This window comes from Hyphobacterium lacteum, assembly GCF_036330345.1.
Lineage (GTDB): Bacteria > Pseudomonadota > Alphaproteobacteria > Caulobacterales > Maricaulaceae > Hyphobacterium > Hyphobacterium lacteum.
Window position 1 is genome coordinate 373,339 of the sequence record NZ_JAZDRP010000001.1, and the last position, 21,410, is coordinate 394,748.

A 21,410-nucleotide genomic window follows, 5' to 3' on the forward strand; every position below is an offset into this window, starting at 1 on the left:
CTAGACTGCATAATGTCATGTCAGAGGATGCCCCGCATGCGCAAGCTTCACGCGAAGTCCGCCCTACTCCCTGAAGGCTGGGCAAAGGACGTTCTGATCAGCCTCGACGCTGATGGACGGATTGCCTCTGTCACCGCCAATCAAGCGCCGGGAGCAGACGCGGACACGGTCGCTATCCTTCTGCCGGCGCTATCGAATCTGCACAGCCATGCTTTCCAGCGTGCCCTCGCTGGTCTGACCGAAAAGCGGGGGGCGGGAGACGATGATTTCTGGAGCTGGCGGGAAGCCATGTACGCCTTCCTGCCCAAGCTGGGACCGGATGAGGTCGAGGCCATCGCCGCCATGCTGTATGCCGAACTGGCAGAAAGCGGTTTCGCGTCGGTGGCGGAATTTCATTATTTGCACCATCAACCCGATGGCACGCCCTTCGCTGATTTGGCGGAAATGGCAGGAAGGATTGTAGCGGCAGCGCAATCGACAGGCCTTGGCCTGACATTATTGCCGGTGGCATACGCCCGCAGCGGCTTTGGAGGCGCAGCGGTCCATGACGGTCAAAAACGCTTTGCCAATACGCCGGATCGGCTTTTGGCGCTGCGTGAGGCCGCCCGGCCCCATCTGACGCGCGTCGATGATGGTCTGGGTCTGGCGCCTCACTCATTAAGGGCCGTGACACCGGAAGACCTTGCTGTGCTGCTGGAAGCCGCAACCGACGGCCCCATCCATATCCATATCGCCGAACAGATCAAGGAAGTGGACGATTGCCTCGCCTGGTCAGGACAGCGGCCTGTCGAGTGGCTGCTCGAAAATGCAGAAATCGATGGCCGCTGGTGCCTCATCCACGCCACGCACATGACGTCAGAGGAAACCCGGCGCCTTGCGGCCTCCGGCGCCGTCGCGGGCCTTTGCCCGACAACCGAGGCCGATCTCGGCGACGGCATCTTCCCCGGCAGCGCCTATATGAGTTCGGGTGGCGTTTGGGGCGTCGGCACGGATTCCCATGTCAGAACCGATGCTGCCGAAGAACTGCGTCTGCTGGAATGGTCACAACGCCTGTCGCACCGCAAGCGCACGGTTCTGGCGGAGGCCGGACAATCAAATGGCACTGCCTTGCTGCGTCAGGCACTGGCGGGCGGTGCACAGGCCATGGGCCGCACGTCTGGCCGGATTGCCAAGGGCTATTGGGCGGACCTCGTCAGCCTGGACCAGGGACATACAGTTTTGTGCGGCAAGACGGGCGATCAAATCCTCGATAGCTGGATTTTTTCCGGTGACCGGACCTGCGTGCAGCATGTCTGGTCTGCCGGGCGGGCTATCGTAAGAGATGGCCGTCACAAGGATCGGGAAGCCATCGCCAACACCTTCGGCAGGACGATGAAGAAACTCCTGATCTGACCGAGAGCGCGCTGCGCGAAATTGTCTCTTTGCATCGACAGCGATCATCACCATATCAGAAGGCAACAAAGGAGATTGCGGCATGAATCCGGAAGTTCTCAGCTTCTTTCATGATGATACGAACACGATATCGCATATCGTCATTGATCCGGCGACGAACCATGCAGCCATTATCGATTCCGTTCTGGATTACTGCGCCGCATCCGGTCGCACCCACACCAAAAGCGCCGATGAACTGATCAGCGTGGTCAGGGATCGCGGCCTGACGATCGAATGGATCATGGAGACCCATGTTCATGCCGACCATCTGTCCGCCGCGCCCTATCTGCATGAAAAGCTTGGCGGCAAGATCGTAATCGGCAGCCATGTCCAGGACGTGCAGAAGGTTTTCACCAAGCTTTTCAATACCAATGGTGTCGCCATCGACGGTTCCCAGTTCGGGCATTTGCTGGAAGATGGCGAAACCTTCAAAATCGGAGAGCTGGAAGGACGGGCCATCCACACGCCGGGTCACACTCCTGCCTGCATGTCCTATCTGATCGGCGACGCCCTGTTCGTCGGAGACACGCTTTTCGCCGCCGACTTCGGCACGGCCCGGTGTGATTTCCCAGGCGGCGATGCACGCGCCCTCTACAATTCCGTCCAGAAACTGTTCGAACTGCCCGACGAGACCCGCGTTTTCCTTTGCCACGACTATCTCCCCGAAGGGCGCGACGAATATGTCATCCAGACCACAATCGGTGAGGAAAAGGCCAGGAACATCCATGTGGGCCATGGCGCCAGTGAAGAACAGTTCGTGAAGATGCGGACCGAACGCGACGCCCAGCTGGCCATGCCAAAACTCATTCTGCCGTCTGTGCAGGTGAATATGCGGGCCGGCCACCTGCCGGAACCCGAGGACAATGGTGTCAGCTACATCAAGGTCCCGCTTAACGCCGTTTAGCAGTCGCTAAGCCCGCTTTCAGGTTTACCTCCACGCGTTTTCCGTCGCATGATATGACGAGTCATGCGGCGGGTTCGGCCTGCTGCCAAGCGTGCGGGGAGTTCCATGTTGAAAAAGCTTCTGGCCGGTACCGGCCTGGTTCTGACGATTGGTTTGAGCGCTTGCCAGACGGCGGGGCCAACAACTCTGGCCTGCCGGGCACCGACGGGCGAGGAGTTCGACATTTTCCGCGCTGTCGTGTCCCGTGATCGGGCCACTCTCTCACGCTACACCTCTGTCGGGCCGGCCCGTTCCGCTCTGGAACGCCGCGATCCCTATGTGAACAATCACCTCTGGGGCAATCAGGGCTATACCGGCGGCACCATCGTCGGCGTCCTGACCCAGCCGCCGCCCTGCGTCATTGATCTGCCGCGCCCGCTGGACGCTAACGGTAATCCTTCAACGACCCGGCGGACCATCGCGGTCTATCAGCAGAGCCGGTTCCAGGCTCTGGCCGGCAGTACAAGCATGACATTCCAACCGGAACAGGTCGTGCGGCTTCCCGGTAATAGCGGCCATGACTATTTCCGCTGTGATTTCGTTCAGACCAGTGCGGGCTGGCGAATGACGGATCTGTGCGGCTTGCCGACGGTTAGCGGTGCGGTCGGCGGGTAGCGTCTGCAGGGCGATAATTGATTTCTGCTGCCGAACCGCCACTATCCCCGGCTTCAGCAACGGGGAAGGCTAATGCGGCTGACATCTATTCTACTGACATCCACGATAGCGCTCGCAGCATGTAGCGAGCCGGCGCAGGACACTGACACCACACATGACGCGGCGATGACCGATGGCCAGGAGGCCATGGAATCCGCCTCATCAGACATGCCCGCAGAGCGCATTGATCCGAATGCTCGACCGGCACAGCGCGACACGTCGCCGGAGATTTCCGGCGCCGATCTCGCCTGGCGCATCCAGACCCTGGCCTCCGATGAGTTCGAAGGCCGTGCACCGGCAACCCCGGGCGGCATTGCAGCCAGTCAGTGGATAGCCGATGAGATGGCCCGCGACGGGCTGGAGCCAGGCGGCGAGGACGGCACCTATTTCCAACGCGTCCCACTGGTCGAGGCCACGCTCGACACCGAAGCGTCCGGCTTTGATATCTCGATCAATGGCGAGCCCATGGGGCTCGAATATCTGACCGACGTCGTTTACGGCACACGCCGGCTCGACGAGACCGTCGAAATCGCCAATTCCGACATGGTGTTTGTCGGGTATGGCATTGTTGCCCCGGAATATGGCTGGAACGATTATGAGGGTCTTGATGTCGAGGGCCGCACCGTTGTGATGCTGATCAACGATCCCGGTTTTGCCTCCGGTGATCCGGACCTCTTCAACGGTAATGCCATGACCTATTATGGCCGCTGGACCTACAAGTATGAGGAAGCTGCGCGCCAGGGTGCGGCGGCTGTCATCATCATTCACGAGACCGAAGCGGCCAGCTACGGCTGGAACGTGGTCTCTGGATCCTGGTCAGGCCCGCAATTCGACCTTCAGCGCCCAGAAGGCTCGATGCCATTCGCTGGCGCCGAAAGCTGGATCACCAATGAACGTGCGCGCGAATTGTTCGGTGCAACAGGGCTGGATTTCGACGCCCTGGTCGAAGCCGCCCATCAGCCAGGCTTCCAGCCAGTTGAAATTCCGGGGGCCGAGGTCAATGCAACCCTGGTCACCAGCCACGACTTCCTGGATTCCCGTAATGTAGCCGGCATTGTTCGCGGAACGGAACGGCCAGACGAGTTCGTGCTCTACATGGCGCACTGGGATCATATCGGCATGCGCGAGAGCGACGATCCGGAAGCCGATACGATCTATAACGGCGCTGTCGACAATGCGACAGGTACCAGTTCCATCCTGGAAATCGGTGAAGCCTTCGCCGCCAATCCGCCGGAACGCTCTGTCATCATCGTTGCGGTGACCGCTGAAGAATCCGGCCTGCTGGGCTCGGAATATTACGCGACTGACCCTCTGATCCCGTTCGAGCAGACGGTCGGCGGACTGAATATGGACGGCATGCTGCCGACAGGCCCGACCAGCGACATCGTTGTTATCGGATATGGCGCCTCGGAACTAGAGGAACACCTGGCCGCCGTCGCCGAAACTCAGGACCGGACCCTGTCACCGGACCCCAACCCGGAGGCCGGTTATTTCTACCGCTCCGATCACATCTCGCTGGCCAAACGCGGCGTACCGATGATCTATGCCGACACCGGCTCGGTGAATACCGAACTCGGGGCCGGCCATGTCGAAGAACTGAACGCGGCCTACCGGGCGACCGCCTATCATGGCCCGGCAGACGAGTTCAGTTATGACTGGGATTTCGACGCGCTCGCACGCGATGCCACCCTGCTCTATCTGCTGGGTGAGCGCATCGCCAATACTGACGAATGGCCGAACTGGTATGAGGGCAACGAGTTCCGCGCGCTGCGCGACGCTCAGCGTCCGGCCGAGTAATCAGGCGCGGAAGAGGCACCGGAAAAACGGTGTCTCTTCCATCGCCGAAAAGGCCATTTCGAGAAACTCAAAATGGGCGTCGACATGGTCGGCGCCCTTTTCCTTTTCCCGCATGGCAACCATGGCCGTAGCCAGATCACCGGTCAAAGCGGCCTCACCCAATGCCTGCAGCAGCGCTTCGGGCGCACCATTATTGCCCTGGTCGTCAATCAACAGAGCCGCAAGCCCTTCGCCCGCCGCAAGCACAGGCTCTCCGTGACCGGCAATTCGCAAGGCCTCGGCAAGCTCCCCTCGCCCGTCACTATGAAAAATCGCGCAAATTACATCGCGTACCACCGGCACCTGATGCTCACTCAACAGCTCACGCGTCTTGTCACTGCGCTCTATATCGTCCAGCGAAGCCAGCGTCTTCATACCGCCCGGCAGCGCCCCCGCAGCCAGATCGACAACCGGGTCCGGTAATTCGAGTCCATCGAACGCCGCAGCATCGAGAAGGCGAAGCAGTCCGGCGTCATCCAGTTGACCGGCCATGCCCATAAAACGCTCGGCATAGACGTCATCACCCAGCTGCCGGGCTTGGGCCAGAAGATCCAGCTGGGCGGCACTGTTGCCTCTGCGCCGATAGGAGGGGCACCGCAGCCCCGGGCGAAGATACTCCATCGCCCCGGCAGGGTTCTCGCTCGCCACACGCAGGCTGACAGCCAAGCCCGGTTTACCGGAATAGACCACGCTGTGGATCAAACCATCGCCTGCGGTAACCGGCTGGATATGCCCCTGCGTAAAAATCTCGAGGCCGGTCCGATCCAGCTGACCGAGACCGAACTCCTCGAGCGTTCCTTCCTGCCGGAATGCGAAGCGGGCATTGAAGGAGCGTCCTTCGATAACCTGAAAGGCGCCAAACCAGTCATGCTGATGAAGCCGGTCTGCGGCGTCGGCCCAGAGATGCGCGAATATGCTGACATTCTCGCCGGAATAGAGCGGAATCAGCCCGGGTCTCGACAAATCTCCTGCCAACCCGTCCACAGCGGCGGCCACGAGCGTATCAATCGACAGCCACCCCGGCAGATCCCATTCTGCCAGCAGTTCCGTTGCGATCCTGGCGAACGCCTCCGGACCCGACGCCCGCGAGAAGCGGTGTTCAGCCTGCTGTCCAAATTTTTCAAGCTGAGTGACCAGGTCAGTCTCCCTGAAACAGAAAACGCCCCGCAGCCGGGTGGGGGACTGCGGGGCGCTTCAGTCAGCAAACGCTAGTCCCAATAAAGGACGCGCTTGGCTTTCGGAGCGGATTTCCGCAGATTCTTGAGCTTGAGCATAGCTGTCTCCTCCAAACAAGCGTCCGGCCAACAGGACCGGCACAACCACTGCTTGCTTTGATTCGGAGGTGCCCGTAAACGATTTGATTACAATTCAGGCCGCGGATGCCCGGCTGGCCTTCTTTCGTTCATGCTCTTTCAGCCAACGCTTGCGAATACGGATCGAGTCCGGCGTCACTTCGACAAGCTCGTCATCGTTGATGAATTCGAGCGCGAATTCCAACGTGGTACGGATCGGTGGCGTCAGAATGATCGCTTCATCAGCTCCAGCGGCGCGAATATTCGTCAATTGTTTGCCCTTGGTGGGGTTCACAGCCAGATCATTGTCCCGGCTGTGAATGCCGATGATCATGCCTTCATAGACATCGGTTCCGTGACCGATGAAAAGCTTGCCGCGCTCCTGCAAATTCCAAAGCGCAAACGCCAGAGCCTTGCCATCCACCATTGAAACCAGCGAACCGTTGTGGCGCTGGCCAATCTCGCCTGCCGCCCGCGGAGCATAATGGTCAAAGGTGTGGAACATCAGACCGGCACCGGATGTCGCGGTCATGAATTCTGACCGGAAACCGATCAGGCCACGCGTTGGAATTTCATAGTCGAGCCGGACACGCCCCTGCCCATCCGGCGTCATGTTTTTCAGCTGACCCTTGCGTTCGCCCAGCTTCTCCATGATCGCGCCTTGCGAGTCTTCGGGAAGGTCGACGACCAGCGTTTCCCAGGGCTCGCAAACCACGCCGTCGATTTCCTTGGTCAGAACCTGAGGCCGAGAAATGGCAAGCTCATAGCCTTCACGGCGCATATTCTCGATCAGGACAGACAGGTGCAGCTCGCCACGGCCGGACACTTTGAACTTGTCGGCATCACCCGTCTGTTCGACACGCAAGGCGACGTTATGGATCAGTTCGCGCTGCAGCCTTTCGCCAATGTTCCGGCTGGTGACATATTTACCCTCGCGGCCGGCAAAGGGGCTGTCATTGACCTGGAAGGTCATTGCGATCGTCGGCTCGTCCACGGTCAGAGGCGGCAGGGCTTCAACAGCATCCTGAGCACAAACCGTGTCGGAAATATTGAGCGGGTCCAGCCCTGTAAAAGTGATGATATCGCCGGCTGAGGCTTCTTCCATTTCCACGCGCTCCAGGCCGTGAAAGCCGAAGACCTGCTGGATCTTGCCGCGACGCGTCTTGCCTTCCGGGTCCACCACCGTGACTTGCTGATTGCGTTTCAGCTTGCCCCGGCGGATACGGCCAATGCCGATGACGCCTGTATAGCTTGAGTAATCGAGCGCACTCACTTGCAGCTGCAGCGGGCCATTCAGGTCCACTGGCGGAGGCGGCGTATGGTCGACAATCATCTGGAAGAGATCGGTCATATCCTCGCCCGGCGCGTCGGCATCGAGCCCCGCATAACCGTTCAGAGCTGAGGCATAGACAACCGGGAAATCCAGCTGTTCGTCCGTCGCACCGAGGCGGTCAAAGAGGTCGAATGTCTGATCAATCACCCAGTCCGGGCGAGCGCCCGGCCGGTCGATCTTGTTGACCACCACTATCGGACGCAGGCCGCGCTCCAGTGCCTTGCGGGTCACAAAAGCGGTCTGCGGCATGGGGCCATCCACTGCATCCACCAGGAGCAGCACGGAATCCGCCATCGACAGAACACGTTCGACCTCGCCGCCGAAATCCGCGTGCCCGGGCGTATCGATGATATTGATGCGCCAGTCGCGCCAGGTCACAGCCGTATTCTTCGCCAGAATCGTGATCCCGCGCTCTTTCTCGAGATCGTTGGAATCCATCATCCGTTCAGCGACCTCGGCGCGATCGCCAAGCGTTCCGGACTGCTGCAGCAACTGGTCGACCAGCGTTGTCTTGCCATGGTCGACGTGAGCGACGATGGCGATATTGCGGAGTTTGTCCGGAGAGACGGCCATGATGATACTCTGAAGCTAAGAGGCGATGCGCGCGCCTCTTAGCTCTGTCCGGCCGTTCCGGCTAGTCCCCTTGGCTTCAGGCTCGCGCGAAATGACCGGCCTTGCGGCCCTGATCGATGCGCCAGCGGCGCTGCCAGCGATAAAGACCCACCACGATGTGCTGCAGGAAAACGCCAAGGAAAGAGAAGACGAAAATCATTCCCGCAATTTGCGATGCCCGCGAGTGGATCAGCCAGACCGGCCGCGTTGTCACGAAATACCAGCCGGGAGTTTCAATTCGCGCGTAAGCGACGATCCGGCCATCATCGCTGGTTACAACGCCGGTACTGCGTCCATCATGCCGGATAATTTCTGCCAGATGTCCTGCACGCGCTTCCTGATTGGCTGCACTGACAGCGTCGGCGGTCAGTACGTCGAGGAAAAGCAGATCCCGGTGGGCAATGAGGTCACCCTCACGCGACAGGATCATGTTCTCGCTATTCGGCTCGGCGTCGACAATCGCATTGGCCAGATAATTCTGCATGGAAATTGTGATACCGAAGGCGCCGACATGATGCCCGCCATGACGCACTGGGGTATGACACCCTGTTGTCAGGGCCGATCCATCCGCGACATACATCAACCGCGACAGGCTCGTACACGCCGTTTGTCCGGTCGGATTATTCTGAGGTTCAACGATCTGGGCCAGCTGCTCGGACTGGAAATCAAAGTCAGCCGGTGCCTGCATGCGGTAATATTCGAGATGATCGTCCCGCTGCGGCGCAAATATGATCAGATCATTGAATTGCGTAACAAAATTCAGATTGTCGAACCGCGGATTGATCGCTTCACCATGTTGACGCACGGTGTGAAAAGCGGCCAGCAGGCGGCGCTGGCGCTCAACCGGCACGTCGACATCGGAAATGAAGGCGCCTAAGCCATAGACATAGTCGCCATTTTCCAGCGTCAAACCGTCGTAGAGTGCCGGATCGGACCGGCGTGTACCATCGCCATAAGGTGGAAACAGCCGGTTGAACTCTTCCGATACATCGGCATCCGCGATCGCATTATAGCGGCGCAGAAAGCTACGCTCTGCGGCGTACGAGATGGCCCGCACATCGTCGAACAACACGTTTTGGCGCGCGACACGTTCATTGATCTGATACGCACTGTCGTCACGCAGCTTATCAGCGAAGTACTCACGAGCGGTGACATAGCCACCGATCGCAGCAATAGAGGCGATTCCCACCGCGACCAGGAATGTGATCCCGGCCGACTTCCAGTTGATCTTGGTCATTGGCTTCCCGGAGTATTTTTTAGTTATCCCCGAAGCCTGCTTAGCCTATCCCGGTTAATATCTGGCGAATGCAGCGAGGCCGCTTTCGGTGCTTGATCCCGACCAGTGCCTGCGGCTAAACCCGGCAGTGGAGACGTGGCCGAGTGGTCGAAGGCGCTCCCCTGCTAAGGGAGTATACCGCAAGGTATCGAGGGTTCGAATCCCTTCGTCTCCGCCACTATTTCAGTCTCATCAGCAGAGATATTCCCTGATCGGAAATACCCACGAAGTTCCGCGGGTTAGCGGCTAACGCTGATGCTTATAGCCGGAGCGTGGCCGGGATTCCGCGCGCAAATCTGCGAAAGTCTCAAACCGGTGCAGCTGGCGCTCCGGTTGTCGGAAATTTGGCCCTTATCTCCAGCGCATAATATCGATTATGGGATCGAGCAGCTATGAGCACGCGCTCAAATTTCGCCCAGCCTGGTGCTAGCAATCGTCAGTTGGATCATCGTGTGTAATAGCACAGATCATCAACTCAGCCCTGGCTGATCCATACTCAGATTCCAGTGCGTGCTGGAAAGTCTGCCATTGATGAGCGCTGTCCTCGATAGCGGCGATAACCGCGCGTTCGAAATTATTGCCAATCATGCCCCGGCGAGTGGTGGGGTTGGCAATTTCCGGATCAATCTGACCGGTATCCTTGTTCAGATCGAGGTGCCGAACCCGGTGGGCGCCGCTTTCACTATATATACAGCCGCGCTCTTCCCCCAGGAATGATTCATTATCGAAACAACCGGATATCAGCCCCTCAGGGAAGTCCGGATCCTCTGTCCGAAGATCCAGCCAAGCTGCCCGCCCCGTCCGACCAAGGCCTGGCGGGTTTTCTGCGCTAATAGGTTCGCTGGGGTCAGCCTGATCAACCCAATTACTGTGGGAATAAAAATCCTGACCTGCATGCAAAATCCGCCCGAGATGGGCGAGCACGTTGCACTTTGCCCGGCCATGCTCTGAACCTGCATATATGCAAGAAATAATTCCGGGCAGCTGGCTGGATCTAATATCGCCATCGTCATCGAGCAATTCTGCGGCGTCGATGACTGCATGGAGAAGGTTTTCGCGCATATAGTTCCGGCATTCTGTCAATGTGGCTTGCGCCTCTTCCTGCGTGTGTGGGTATTCGGGCACATCGAAGTAATCGCCGCCGCTGCAATGGGCAAAAGAGGTCAGCATTCCTCGGCCCCTGTCGGGTGCGCCTACAGCACCGAAATCGCCACGCGAACCGGCTAGGCTGTCGAGTGTATCCGGCTGAAAACAATTAATAGGCGCTGTACTGCTTTCGCACCCAAGCGCATGTCGGGTTATCCGGCCATGTTCGGCATCCTGGCCCATACCCCTCACCGTTCCAAAGCCGCTTAGGGCTGCGGCCATGCAAATAAAAACTAAGCCCAAAATAGCCAAGCCGGAAGCGCGAGGAATATTCATACCTAAATCCTTTTTGGCGTTTCTCACGAATGCTCTGGGCGGGGCGAATTCGTGTGAACCGATTAACCGCCAAATTGGCGGTGCGAGCAAGAGCCCATTTAGCCTTTCTGGAGGCCCCGCCATTGGCACCCAACCTGCGACCTACACCACAGGGAAGGTTCAAGGACCAGGTCTGAATAGAACTGAGTCCGAATGAGAGATACCAAGTTGGTGACAAGCTTGGCGAAAACCCACCCGCACAAAGATGAGAGCACTTCGCTTTCGTCGGACAGCACCGCCACTATTCCGGGCATTGCGGATTGAGGCGGCCAGTTTAGTTCCGGCTTTTCAGCCAGATCGTCTGGCTGTCACCGGCCTCGGGCCGCGGGCGCAACTCGGACGGGTCCTGGTTTCTCAGGAATTCCAGCAAATCCGGCAACGAAATGGCCTTCGCAATCAGATAACCTTGCGCATGGTCGCAGCCCATCGCCTGCAATGCCGCCAGGACCAGTTCGTCCTCAACACCCTCTGCGGTCAGTGTCATGCCCAGATTATGTGCGAGATCGACGGTCGACTTGATCAGCGTGCGATCCTTCGTTGAAGTCTGGGCCCCCATGACAAAGGCTTTGTCCAGCTTCAACTCATTGCAAGGTAGCCGCTTCAGATAGGACAAGGACGACAGGCCTGTGCCGTAATCATCGATCGCAATCTTGCAACCCGCGTCCACCCAGAGATCGAGATTATGCAACGCGGTTTCGGGCTGATGCATCATCGCCGTCTCGGTAATTTCCAGAGTGAGCCCGACACTGCCGAAGCCGATGATGTCCAGCACCCGCTGACCGAATGTCGGATCCGACAAGAGACGCCCGGAAATATTGACCGCGATATCGATCGGGAACCCGGCCTGGGCGAGCTGAGCCTTCTCCCGAATGGACTGGTGGATCGTCCATTCCGTCAACTCGCGGATTTTACCGGTTTCCTCGGCCTGCGGAATGAAGTCATCCGGCGGGATGTAGCCGCGCTCCGTATCCGTCCAGCGGCACAGCGCCTCCGCAGCCGTTACACGGCCGGTCCGGATATCCAGCTTGGGCTGGTAATGAAGAACCATGTCACCGGACAGAAGCGCTGATTTCATGCGCGTCATCAGGCTGAGATTCTCGGTTGGATCACCCAGCTGACGGGCATTGAAGAAGGCGTGATAGGCCTGTTTGCTCTCGGCCTGACTGGTCGCAATGATCGCGTTGCGAACCGCGAGATCGCTTTGTTCATCAGCTGCAAGACCAACAACAACGCTGACATCGAGATCCACACCGTCCAGATTCAAAGGCCGGCAGAAATCCTGTATGAGTTCGCCGATTTCGTCCTCAAGCAGGAGTTCATCATCGGTATCCAGAATGGCACCGAACAATCCCGGTCCGATCAGACCGAAACCGGTAACGCCCTGGGCTTCGGCGAGTCTTTGACCGAGTTGTTTCTGAAGTTCGATGAAGGACTGAAAGCCGAGAAGGGTTTCGTAATTCGATGCCCGGTCAAGCTTGATCGCCGCGAAATAGACCTCCGCCCCGCCCTTCTCGATGGCCTTGTTCCGGTCCCGGACAAGAGCGTGCTTTGTCGGCAGTCCTGTTTCGGTATCCACGAACAGAAGATTCTTCATCATCCGGTTGCGCGCTTGCGCGGCGACAACAAAAACACCGGCGATGATCAGCAGGACAAGCAGCAGCCCCCCTGCTCCGATCGCCAACATTGTGCGCTGACGCGCTTCTGACTGGGCAAGGGCCAGATCCCGTTCCAGCCCATCCGTTCGCAGCTGTTCGATCTCCAGTTCCTGAGCCGCAAAGTCGAATTGCGCGCCCACCAATGCAGAATTGGCGGAGGCCGCAAAATCACGGCTGTCATCATCCAGGCGCTTGAACGCCTCGAAATGTTCGAGCGCAAGTTCGTAATCGCCCACAGCCTCATAGATCTGCGCTGCCGTTTCGTGGAAATCGGTAAAGTGCTGGTTGGTCTGATCAAGCGGAATTCCGTTGAAAACCAAACTGATATAGCTGCGGGCAGCCTGATAATCGCCGCGGCCAAAGGCGGCCTGCGACCTTACGCCATATAAGAAGCGTCCCCATTCTGCATCGGCCGCATCGCCAGCCGCCTCGAAGGCTTCAAGGATCGACTCGTCAGCCAACTCCCATTGTTCCGCGGCAATGTGCAGCGATGCGATATTGTTGAGGATACGCGCCTGCAAGAGGCCACTTTGCATGTCTTCGGCAATCGACAACGCCTGATCATAATAACTGAGCGCTGAACCATAATCTTCCAGCGCAGTATAGGCATTACCGAGATTGTTGAAGGCCGCCAGATCCAGATTGGCGTCATGATGGCGCTCTGCGGCATCGGTGTAATATTCAACAGCGCGATCATATTGGCGCGCATCATTATAGATCGATCCGATCGACTGGAGGACGATCGCCTGGCTGCGCGTCTCGCCGATCTCCACATAGACATCAAAGGCCCGCCGGAAAGTTTCCAGCGCCGCGCCGTGTTCGCCGGTCAATTTCTGGGTCCTGCCGAGTGACAACAGAATATCGGCAAAGAGCTTTGATGCCGGCGGGTTGGCACCAAGCAGCGTCAGAGCGGATTCGGCCACCGGACGGGCCTCTTCCGGACGGCCAAGCCGGGTCAGGGCTTCCGATTGCAACCAGCGTGCGGTCGCTACCGATATGCTCCCGGATGTCCCGTCCATGGTCGCGGGCACCAATTGCTCGGCCCGCTGGGCACTTTCCAGCGCAGCGGCGGGGTCCCGCATCATGTTCGTGCGGGCTTCTTCAACAGCTGTTGTGTAAGGCGTTTGCGGTACCTGGTTATCCTGCGCCCATGCGGCAGCCTGCAGCATCGTGGCTGCAGAAACGAAGGTGACCAGAAAGCGCCAAAATACAATCATGAATTGAACCGGCAATCTTTGGCGTTACGACGTTCAAATACATCCATAGATGCCGTTAAAATTTAAAGAATCCGGATGACCGCCTGAACAAAGAAAAACCGCCTCCCCGGGGTCAGGGAGGCGGCCAGTTTGTGGTTGCGGTTGGTAACTAGAATTCGAGGGTCAGACGGCCACCGGCGGTTACGCCGCTGAAGTCCTCGTACTGGCTGTCACCCGCCAGCTCCACGCGGGAATAGAGGCTGAACCCGGCCAGGCCGTCGAACAGCGTGTTTCCATACATGGCTTCCGCATACAGCGGACGCTCGCCGCCCAGGCGCCAGGTCTCGGTCGACGCGGTCATTTTACCGGTCTCGCGATCGGCTATCCGGGCCGTCGAGTATTGCAGTGCACCGCTTTCGATGTGCAGCGGCTGGATGACGCTGAAGCGCAGCGCATCGCGGCCATTGAACACACCCTGGCGGGTCATCGTCACCTGGAAGGCGCTGGAGATGGCGTCTTCCGACAGGCTCAGCGTCTCGCTGCCAAAGCCACCCGTGCGGGTCCGGCCCACAGTCGCCGAAGCATCGAAGTTCAGTTGCATCGGAAGCGCGGCCGAGACGCCGAAGGTCGCCGCATCAGTCAGGGCGCCACCGGAGAAGTCGAGCGGGCCCGTACCCTGAGCGCCGAGGAAGCCTGTATCTTCGCGCAGCAGCGTGTAAGACACATTCAGATCCAGACCGTCGCGGACCGTATGGGTCGCCGTCAGGCTGAAGGCAGCCGCATCATAGGCACCCAGGCCCGGAGCCACGCTGCGCTCCTCGCCGGAATAAGGCAGGATCGTCGTCTGCTCGTCATGGCTGGTGGTTGCACCGAAGGTTACGCGGGTATTCTCCGAGACCTCATAGCCGGCCATGCCGTAGACACCGCCCGAAGCAAAACCGAGAACCGGGTTCACACCGCCGGTTTCCGGACGATGGTCGGAGAAGAGACCGAAGCCTTCCTGGGCCGACAGAGCCAGAGCACCCTCACCGTGACCGAAGCGCAGCTCGCGGCCAGCCTGATCGTCGGCGATACGGACGCCGACCTGGAAGCCCAGCTCGTCATTACCCACGCGGTCCTGCGGATCCAGCGTCGAGGCAAAGGCGCTGACGCGCAGATTGCCACGGGCCGACATGGCGACCGCGAACTCGGTCGTGTCGCGGAAGTCCGCCGTGCCATCGCGATCGCTGTCAGCGAGATTGTTGCGTTCCAGCAAATAGGCTTCGGCATCCAGCGAGGCATCCAGTTCTTCCTGGGTCATCTCGATATTGAGATCATCCAGTGACACCACGAAGTCACGGAAGGTGTCGTTGATATCCTCGAACAGAACGACGCTGTTTTCGTCGCGCGAGTGGAAGGTCAGACGACCGCGGCTATAGGCTATAGCACCGGCCGATTGGCGGCCCATATCGCCCGTCACAAAATAGAGGCTGTCAGCATCCAGCGGCGACATGGCAGCACCGATGTCCAGCATGCCGCGGCCATAAACGGCATCCGTTCCCGGCTCACCCAGATCACGGGCCGAACGCAGGAGGACGTCAGCGACATCATTCGATTGCAGCCAACCCCAGCGGCCCTGAACCAGGGCAGCGGCTCCCGACACCAGCGGTGCGGCAAAGGACGTGCCCGACTGACGGACAAACCCGCCCTCACCGTCGGACACCATGATCAGTTCGCCCGGAGCCACCAGGAAGCGGTCCATCAGGCGGTTACCCTCCGTGCACCGGCCATTGACGGTGAAGCAGGCCTCACCCGGGCGGTTGGAGAAGAAGGAGATATTGCTGGCCGGATCGACAGAGCCAACGATGATCAGGTTGGACACATTCCCCACGCTGGACCAGTCCACATCGAAGGTTTGTGTGTGTCCATCATTACCAGCCGCGACCACAAACAGGGCCTGACGGGAGAAACGCGCAACGCGATCGCTGGAAAAGACATCCGCCCATTCTTGCGAGAAGGTCGTGCCCGGCACACCCAGCGACATGTTGATGACGCGGGCATTGCTTTGCAGCAGCGTTTCGAGACCGGTCGTCACCGCATCGAAATTGGTCGACAGGGTTTCATCGAACGGATTGTAGGTCACCAGCATGGCGCCCGGCGCGATACCCATAACGCCCTTGCCATCCAGCGGCGCATTGATCAGGCCGGCGACGGCCGCACCATGATTGAAGTTCAGATAGTCACGCTCACCGGCCGAACGGCGGACATTGAGCGCTTCATCTGCGGTAAAGCTGAAGTCCAGAAGGCCGACAACGACGCCCTCACCTGCACCGGCAGCCTGCGACAGCGCCGGCGTCCAGTTCACATGCGGCATCCAGTGATCGACACGGTCGAGGCCGGTATAGCCCATCAGCCCATCATAGAAGTCCAGGAAGAAGGCTGACCGGTCAGCCGCGCTCAACTCGGAAAGGCTTTCCGGATTGCTGAGATCGAGACCGTATTTGGCCAGCAGGTCTGCGAGGACCACCTCTTCGAGAGATTGTCCGGTCTGGTGTTCAACAGACGCGCCAAAGACGGCATCGGCCTGGGCGAAGATTTCCAGAAGGTGATTGACGACGCTCTGGTAATCATCTGCGGCCGTTTCGGAGAACGGATCGATATCACCCCAGAACGCGTTGATGTCGCCCCAGAACGGACCGATATCGCCCCAGAACGGTGCGATGTCACCGTAGAACGGATTGATATCGCCGTAGAAGGGATCAATGTCGCCATAGAAAGGAGAGATATCGCCCCAGAACGGCGAGATGTCGCCATAGAACGGGTTGATGTCCCCATGGAAAGGATTGATGTCGCCCCAGAACGGCGAAATGTCTCCCCAGAATGGAGAGATATCGCCGTAGAACGGGTTGATATCACCACGGAAGGGATTGATGTCGCCGTGGAACGGATTGATGTCGCCATAGAAGGGCGAGATGTCTCCGTAAAACGGATTTATGTCCCCGTGATAGGCAAACAGGAAAGTCTGTTCACCTGCGTTTTCTTCGCTACCGCCATCCGCGAAAGCCGTGCTGGCCGTCATCGGTGTGATAACGCAGGCCAGAGCCGAAAGGGCGACGGTGGTCTGCAGAAACTTTTTCATGTGATCCCCCATGAGGATTACCCAACATGAGGATCGTTTTCGGGCATTTTATTCAAATTCGAACTAATATTGTTGGTTTCCAAAGCCTTAACTGAGCCAATGGTTTCCAGATTGATAACCTTTTGGTTCAAATTGCGCATATGTTTGCCGTCACAGATCACCTTGCTTTAAAGTTGAGTCCGGGCTGATCCTTTCCCCCTGCATAAAGTCCGCGGCAATTCGCTTGATATTGTCGAGGTTCAGATCATGTTTGTCGCCGGAGGCTGTTCATGAGACGTGCTGCTACTTTGCTGGTCGTTGCCGGCGTATTCATTGCCATGACGGCAATCGTCATCTTCCGCACCATGACAGGTGACAACGCCGAGGAAGGTGGCGGATGGGGCGGTGCCGTCACTGTCGCCGCCTACACTGTGGAGCCATCGACCTTCGCGGATATTGTGGAAGCTCTGGGGACAGCCCGGGCCAACGAGACCGTCACCGTCACGGCACGGGTCTCGGACACTATTTCCCGTGTGGATTTTGATTCTGGCCAATCGGTCGAAGCTGGCGACATTCTCGTCGAGCTGACGGACACAGAAGAAGCCGCCAGCCTGGCCGAGGCCCGTGCAACCTTGCGGGAAGCACGGCGGGAATTTGACCGGGTCGATGGTTTGATCGAGCGCGGGATCGCTCCGCGCCAACGTCTGGACGAAGCGCGGGCGGCGGTTGAGCGCGCTGTCGCGCGGGTCAATTCCATTGAGGCCCAACTGGCCGACCGTATCATCCGCGCGCCGTTCTCCGGCCTGGTAGGTTTGCGAGAAGTGAGCGTCGGCAGCCTGGTCCGACCGGGCGACCCGATCATCACGCTGGATGACACCAGCATTATCAAACTCGACTTTTCGGTACCCGAACGCTTCATAGCAGCCTTGGAGTCCGGACTGGAAATTGCCGCGCGCACCTCGGCCTATCCGGACGAAATCTTCTTCGGTCAGATTGCCCAGATTGATAGCCGCATCGATCCCATCACGCGTACCGTCGCTGTGCGCGCTGAGATCAACAATGAAGATTCACGTCTGCGTCCGGGCCAGTTGATGACCGTTGAAATCCGCCGCGACCAGCGAAACAGCCCCTCCATTCCGGGGTCTGCCATCACCCGCTATCTGGACACGAGCTATGTCTTCGTCATCGAGGAGACCGGAAACGGAACAAGTGTCCGTCAGCAGACGGTCGAGCTCGGCCGGCGAAACGGCAATTATGTCGAAGTCCGCGACGGCCTCGAAATCGGAGACATGATTGTTGCAGAGGGCGTGCACCGCGTGCGTGATCGCATGCCGGTTGTGATCAGCGAACGCTGGCCGGCGCGCGCCGGGACGATGATGAACGCCGGAAATGTTTCCAGCCTGACGAGCCAGCCATGACACTTTCGGAAGTTGCTGTCCGCAGACCCGTTCTGGCCTTTGTTGCCAGCGCGCTGATCATCGTCTTCGGCGTTTTGGGCCTGCAGCAACTTCCGCTGCGCGAGCTGCCGGATGTCGACCAGCCGATTGTGTCGGTCTCCATCCAGTATCCGGGCGCCAATGCCGAAGTCGTCGAGAACCGTGTTACCCAGGTCATCGAGGATCAGCTTTCCGGCATAGACGGGATTGATCTGATCGAGTCCTCTTCGCGCGACGGCAATGCGCGTATCTCCGTGACTTTCGACCTCAGCCGGGACATCGAGGCGGCGGCCAATGACATTCGCGACGCCGTTTCCCGGATCTCGGACCGGTTGCCTCCTGACGTAGAAGAAATCGAAATCCAGAAACAGGATTCCGATGCCCGCCCCTTCATGTGGTACGCGCTGATGTCCGACCGCATGACCTCGGAAGAATTGTCGGATTTCGCCGCGAGAGCCCTGATTGACCGGCTCAGCGTGATTGACGGAGTTGCCCGCGTCCGTATCGGCGGCGAGCGCCGTTATGCCATCCGCATCTGGCTGGATCCCCAGGCCATGGCCGCTCGCGGCATTACCGTTGCCGATATCGATGGCGCCCTCAGAACCCAGAACGTCGAGGTGCCGGGCGGCTCCATCGAAACCGCGGACACACAGATCGTGGTGCGGGTCGAGCGACTTTTCGAAGAACCTGAAAGCTTCGAACGCCTGCCCATCGGTCGAGGCGAAGGTGGCTATACCATCCGCCTGGGTGAAGTGGCCGATGTTTCGCTCGAAGCTGAAGAACCGCGCACCCTCTTTCGGGGCAATGGCAACAACATGATCGGGCTGGGCTTCGTCCGCCAGAGTCAGGCGAATTCTGTTCAGGTCGCCGAGGATGTTGCCGAGGAAATGGAACAGATCATCCCGACGCTGCCAGAAGGCATGACGGTGATTGTAGCTTCGGATGATACTGTCTTCATTGAGGAGTCCATTCGCGAAGTCTGGCGGACCCTGTTTATCGCGGCCACTCTGGTGGTGTTCGTCATCTATCTGTTTCTCGGCAGCTTCCGCGCAGCCATCATTCCGGCCGCTGTTGTACCGGTTTGTCTGATCGGCGTTTTCGCCGCGCTCGCGGTCGCCGGCTTCTCGATCAACATTCTGACCTTGCTCGCACTTGTTCTGGTGATCGGCCTGGTCGTCGACGATTCCATCGTTGTCCTGGAAAACATCCAGCGCCGGGTCGATCTGGGCGAAGGCCGTGCACTTGCCTCACTTCGTGGTGGTAACCAGGTCTTCTTCGCGGTGATCGCAACAACGGCTGTTCTGGTCGCTGTCTTCGTGCCACTGGTTTTCCTGCCGGGCTTCATCGGCCGCATGTTCAACGAGCTGGCGCTGACCATCGCTGTCGCCGTCATGATCTCGAGCTTCGTGGCATTGACCCTGTCGCCGATGATGGCGTCCAAGCTTCTGAAGCCGTCTGCCTCGGCCAAAGGGCCGGCGAAGTGGGTGAACGCGATCGTCCGAGTGCTCCGGCGGAACTACCGGTCAAGTCTGGAAATCGCGGTGCGCGCACCATGGATCGCTTTGCCGATCATTCTGGTGGCCCTCGCCGGCTCCGGCTTTCTTCTCAACAAATTGCCGGGCGAATTGACGCCGCCGGAAGACCGCGGTGCCTTCTTCGGCTTTTTCTCCGGCCCCGAGGGCGCCAGCTTTGATTACATGCGCGACCAGGCCGCCGAGGTCGAAGATATCGTATTGGAGTATGTCGAGAACGGTGAATTGCGCCGCATGCTGGTGATCTCTCCCGGCTGGGGCGGCTCCGGCTATAATTCCGGCATCGTCATCGGCACGATGGTGCACTGGGATGACCGGCGTGATGGCACCGAGATCATTAACGAGATCAACGGGCGGTTCGGCCAGCTGACCGGGGTTCGTGCTTTCACCTCGATGCGCTCGGCGATCCGCGGAGGTGGTGGCGGTGATGACATCCAGTTCGTTTTGCAGGGGCCGGATTACGGCACACTGGACGCGGAGGCCGAGCGTTTGCTGGCCGCGATCCGGACCGGCAATCCGAACCTGCTGCGCGCGCGCAAGAACTATGAACCGACGAGTCCTCGTTTCGTGGTGCAAATTGACCGCGAGCGGGCCGCCGATCTCGGTGTTTCCGTTGCCGATATTGGTCAGACGCTTCAGACACACCTCGGCTCACGCCGTGTTGGACAGTTTGTTGAGGGCGGCGAGGCCTACAATGTCATCATGGAAAACCGGCGGGATGCGCGGTCGAGTTCGGAAGATCTTGAGTCCCTCTATGTCGAGGGCCGCGAAGGTCGCCTGATCGCTCTGTCCAACCTCGTCTCCCTGTCAGAGGTCGGTGAAGCCTCGTCGCGTAACCGGGTCAACCGGCAACGCGCCATTACCATCTCGGCGACGCTGGCAGACGGGTATACCCTTGGCGAAGCCGTTGAATGGCTGGATGGCTGGGCAGAACAGGAGCTCGCGCCGGGCCTGTCGACCACCTATCTCGGTGGCGCAAAGGAATTCCTCGAAGCCAATGCCGCTTTGCTCTTCGCTTTCGGCATGGCGCTATTGATCGTCTTCCTTGTGCTGGCGGCCCAGTTCGAAAGCTTTATCCAGCCTTTCATTATCATGCTGACTGTCCCTCTGGCGGTGACGGGCGGGCTATTCGGCCTCGACCTGATCGGCTCCAGCCTCAATATCTATTCGCAGATTGGCCTGGTCATTCTCATTGGTTTGGCGGCCAAGAACGGCATCCTGATTGTCGAGTTCGCCAATCAGCTGCGAGAGGACGGGCGTGGCTTGCTGGAGGCGACTCTGGATGCCTCGGAAATCCGTTTCCGTCCGATCCTGATGACGGGTCTGTCGACAGCGATCGGCGCAGCCCCGCTGATGATGGCCGATGGCCCGGGTTCAGAAAGCCGGATTACCATCGGCGTCGTGATCTTCACAGGCGTGGCAGTCGCCACACTTTTCACCCTGTTTGTCATCCCGGTCGTCTACAGCGTTCTGGGCCGGTTCACCAAGACGCCGAACTGGATGACGAAGAAGCTGAATGCTGAGGCCGAGGCCGCCGGCGGCGAGCCGATAACAGACGTTCAGGGCTGACCCCTTCGGCAGGCTCACATCTTTGCGAGATCGCTTTCCGTCCGGCTTCTGAATGCCCATATCAGCGGGAAGAAAAGGACTGGAACG

At 59.0% G+C, this 21,410-nt stretch carries 12 protein-coding genes and 1 tRNA gene; 7 read left to right on the plus strand and 6 right to left on the minus strand.

Annotated features, from left to right (window positions below):
• Window positions 1–36: 36 nt before the first annotated feature.
• From V0U79_RS01800 to V0U79_RS01815, 4 genes are all read left to right on the plus strand, one after another.
• Complete coding sequence (locus V0U79_RS01800) at window positions 37–1,392, plus strand: formimidoylglutamate deiminase (RefSeq protein WP_330197745.1); 1,356 nt, start codon at window positions 37–39, stop codon at window positions 1,390–1,392.
• 82 nt (window positions 1,393–1,474) lie between these two features.
• Window positions 1,475–2,335, plus strand: a complete 861-nt coding sequence (locus tag V0U79_RS01805) for an MBL fold metallo-hydrolase (protein WP_330197746.1) — start codon at window positions 1,475–1,477, stop codon at window positions 2,333–2,335.
• A 105-nt stretch (window positions 2,336–2,440) separates the two neighbouring features.
• On the plus strand, window positions 2,441–2,989 hold the full coding sequence (locus tag V0U79_RS01810; protein WP_330197747.1) for a hypothetical protein: 549 nt from the start codon (window positions 2,441–2,443) through the stop codon (window positions 2,987–2,989).
• Between the two features lie 72 nt (window positions 2,990–3,061).
• Window positions 3,062–4,825 carry a M28 family metallopeptidase gene (locus tag V0U79_RS01815; protein WP_330197748.1) on the plus strand — a complete coding sequence of 588 codons (1,764 nt, stop codon included), beginning with the start codon at window positions 3,062–3,064 and terminating at the stop codon, window positions 4,823–4,825.
• On the opposite strand, the gene V0U79_RS01820 is transcribed toward V0U79_RS01815, so the two are convergent.
• The 3 genes from V0U79_RS01820 to V0U79_RS01830 all read right to left on the minus strand — a co-directional run bounded on the left by V0U79_RS01820 (window position 4,826) and on the right by V0U79_RS01830 (window position 9,338).
• Window positions 4,826–5,860 (minus strand): hypothetical protein, encoded by a 1,035-nt coding sequence (locus tag V0U79_RS01820; RefSeq protein WP_330197749.1) that lies wholly within the window; start codon window positions 5,858–5,860, stop codon window positions 4,826–4,828.
• Window positions 5,861–6,232: 372 nt separating this feature from the next.
• Window positions 6,233–8,062: a translational GTPase TypA gene (gene typA / locus V0U79_RS01825; protein WP_330197750.1), complete on the minus strand. Its 1,830-nt coding sequence runs from the start codon at window positions 8,060–8,062 to the stop codon at window positions 6,233–6,235.
• Between the two features lie 76 nt (window positions 8,063–8,138).
• Window positions 8,139–9,338 carry a PDC sensor domain-containing protein gene (locus V0U79_RS01830; protein ID WP_330197751.1) on the minus strand — a complete coding sequence of 400 codons (1,200 nt, stop codon included), beginning with the start codon at window positions 9,336–9,338 and terminating at the stop codon, window positions 8,139–8,141.
• Window positions 9,339–9,467: 129 nt separating this feature from the next.
• Between V0U79_RS01830 and V0U79_RS01835 the strand changes: the two genes are divergently transcribed.
• Window positions 9,468–9,555, plus strand: a tRNA-Ser gene (locus tag V0U79_RS01835).
• Window positions 9,556–9,803: 248 nt separating this feature from the next.
• On the opposite strand, the gene V0U79_RS01840 is transcribed toward V0U79_RS01835, so the two are convergent.
• The 3 genes from V0U79_RS01840 to V0U79_RS01850 all read right to left on the minus strand — a co-directional run bounded on the left by V0U79_RS01840 (window position 9,804) and on the right by V0U79_RS01850 (window position 16,807).
• Window positions 9,804–10,826 (minus strand): hypothetical protein, encoded by a 1,023-nt coding sequence (locus V0U79_RS01840; protein WP_330197752.1) that lies wholly within the window; start codon window positions 10,824–10,826, stop codon window positions 9,804–9,806.
• Between the two features lie 286 nt (window positions 10,827–11,112).
• On the minus strand, window positions 11,113–13,710 hold the full coding sequence (locus V0U79_RS01845) for an EAL domain-containing protein (protein ID WP_330197753.1): 2,598 nt from the start codon (window positions 13,708–13,710) through the stop codon (window positions 11,113–11,115).
• Window positions 13,711–13,858: 148 nt separating this feature from the next.
• Window positions 13,859–16,807 (minus strand): S8 family peptidase, encoded by a 2,949-nt coding sequence (locus V0U79_RS01850; RefSeq protein ID WP_330197754.1) that lies wholly within the window; start codon window positions 16,805–16,807, stop codon window positions 13,859–13,861.
• Between the two features lie 269 nt (window positions 16,808–17,076).
• Here V0U79_RS01850 and V0U79_RS01855 point away from each other — a divergent pair, with 269 nt between their 5' ends.
• A complete protein-coding gene (locus V0U79_RS01855; protein WP_330197755.1) occupies window positions 17,077–18,204 on the plus strand; it encodes an efflux RND transporter periplasmic adaptor subunit in 1,128 nt (375 codons plus the stop codon).
• Window positions 18,201–21,323 carry an efflux RND transporter permease subunit gene (locus tag V0U79_RS01860; protein ID WP_330197756.1) on the plus strand — a complete coding sequence of 1,041 codons (3,123 nt, stop codon included), beginning with the start codon at window positions 18,201–18,203 and terminating at the stop codon, window positions 21,321–21,323. The genes V0U79_RS01855 and V0U79_RS01860 overlap by 4 nt, the downstream gene beginning before the upstream one ends.
• Window positions 21,324–21,410 lie beyond the last annotated feature (87 nt).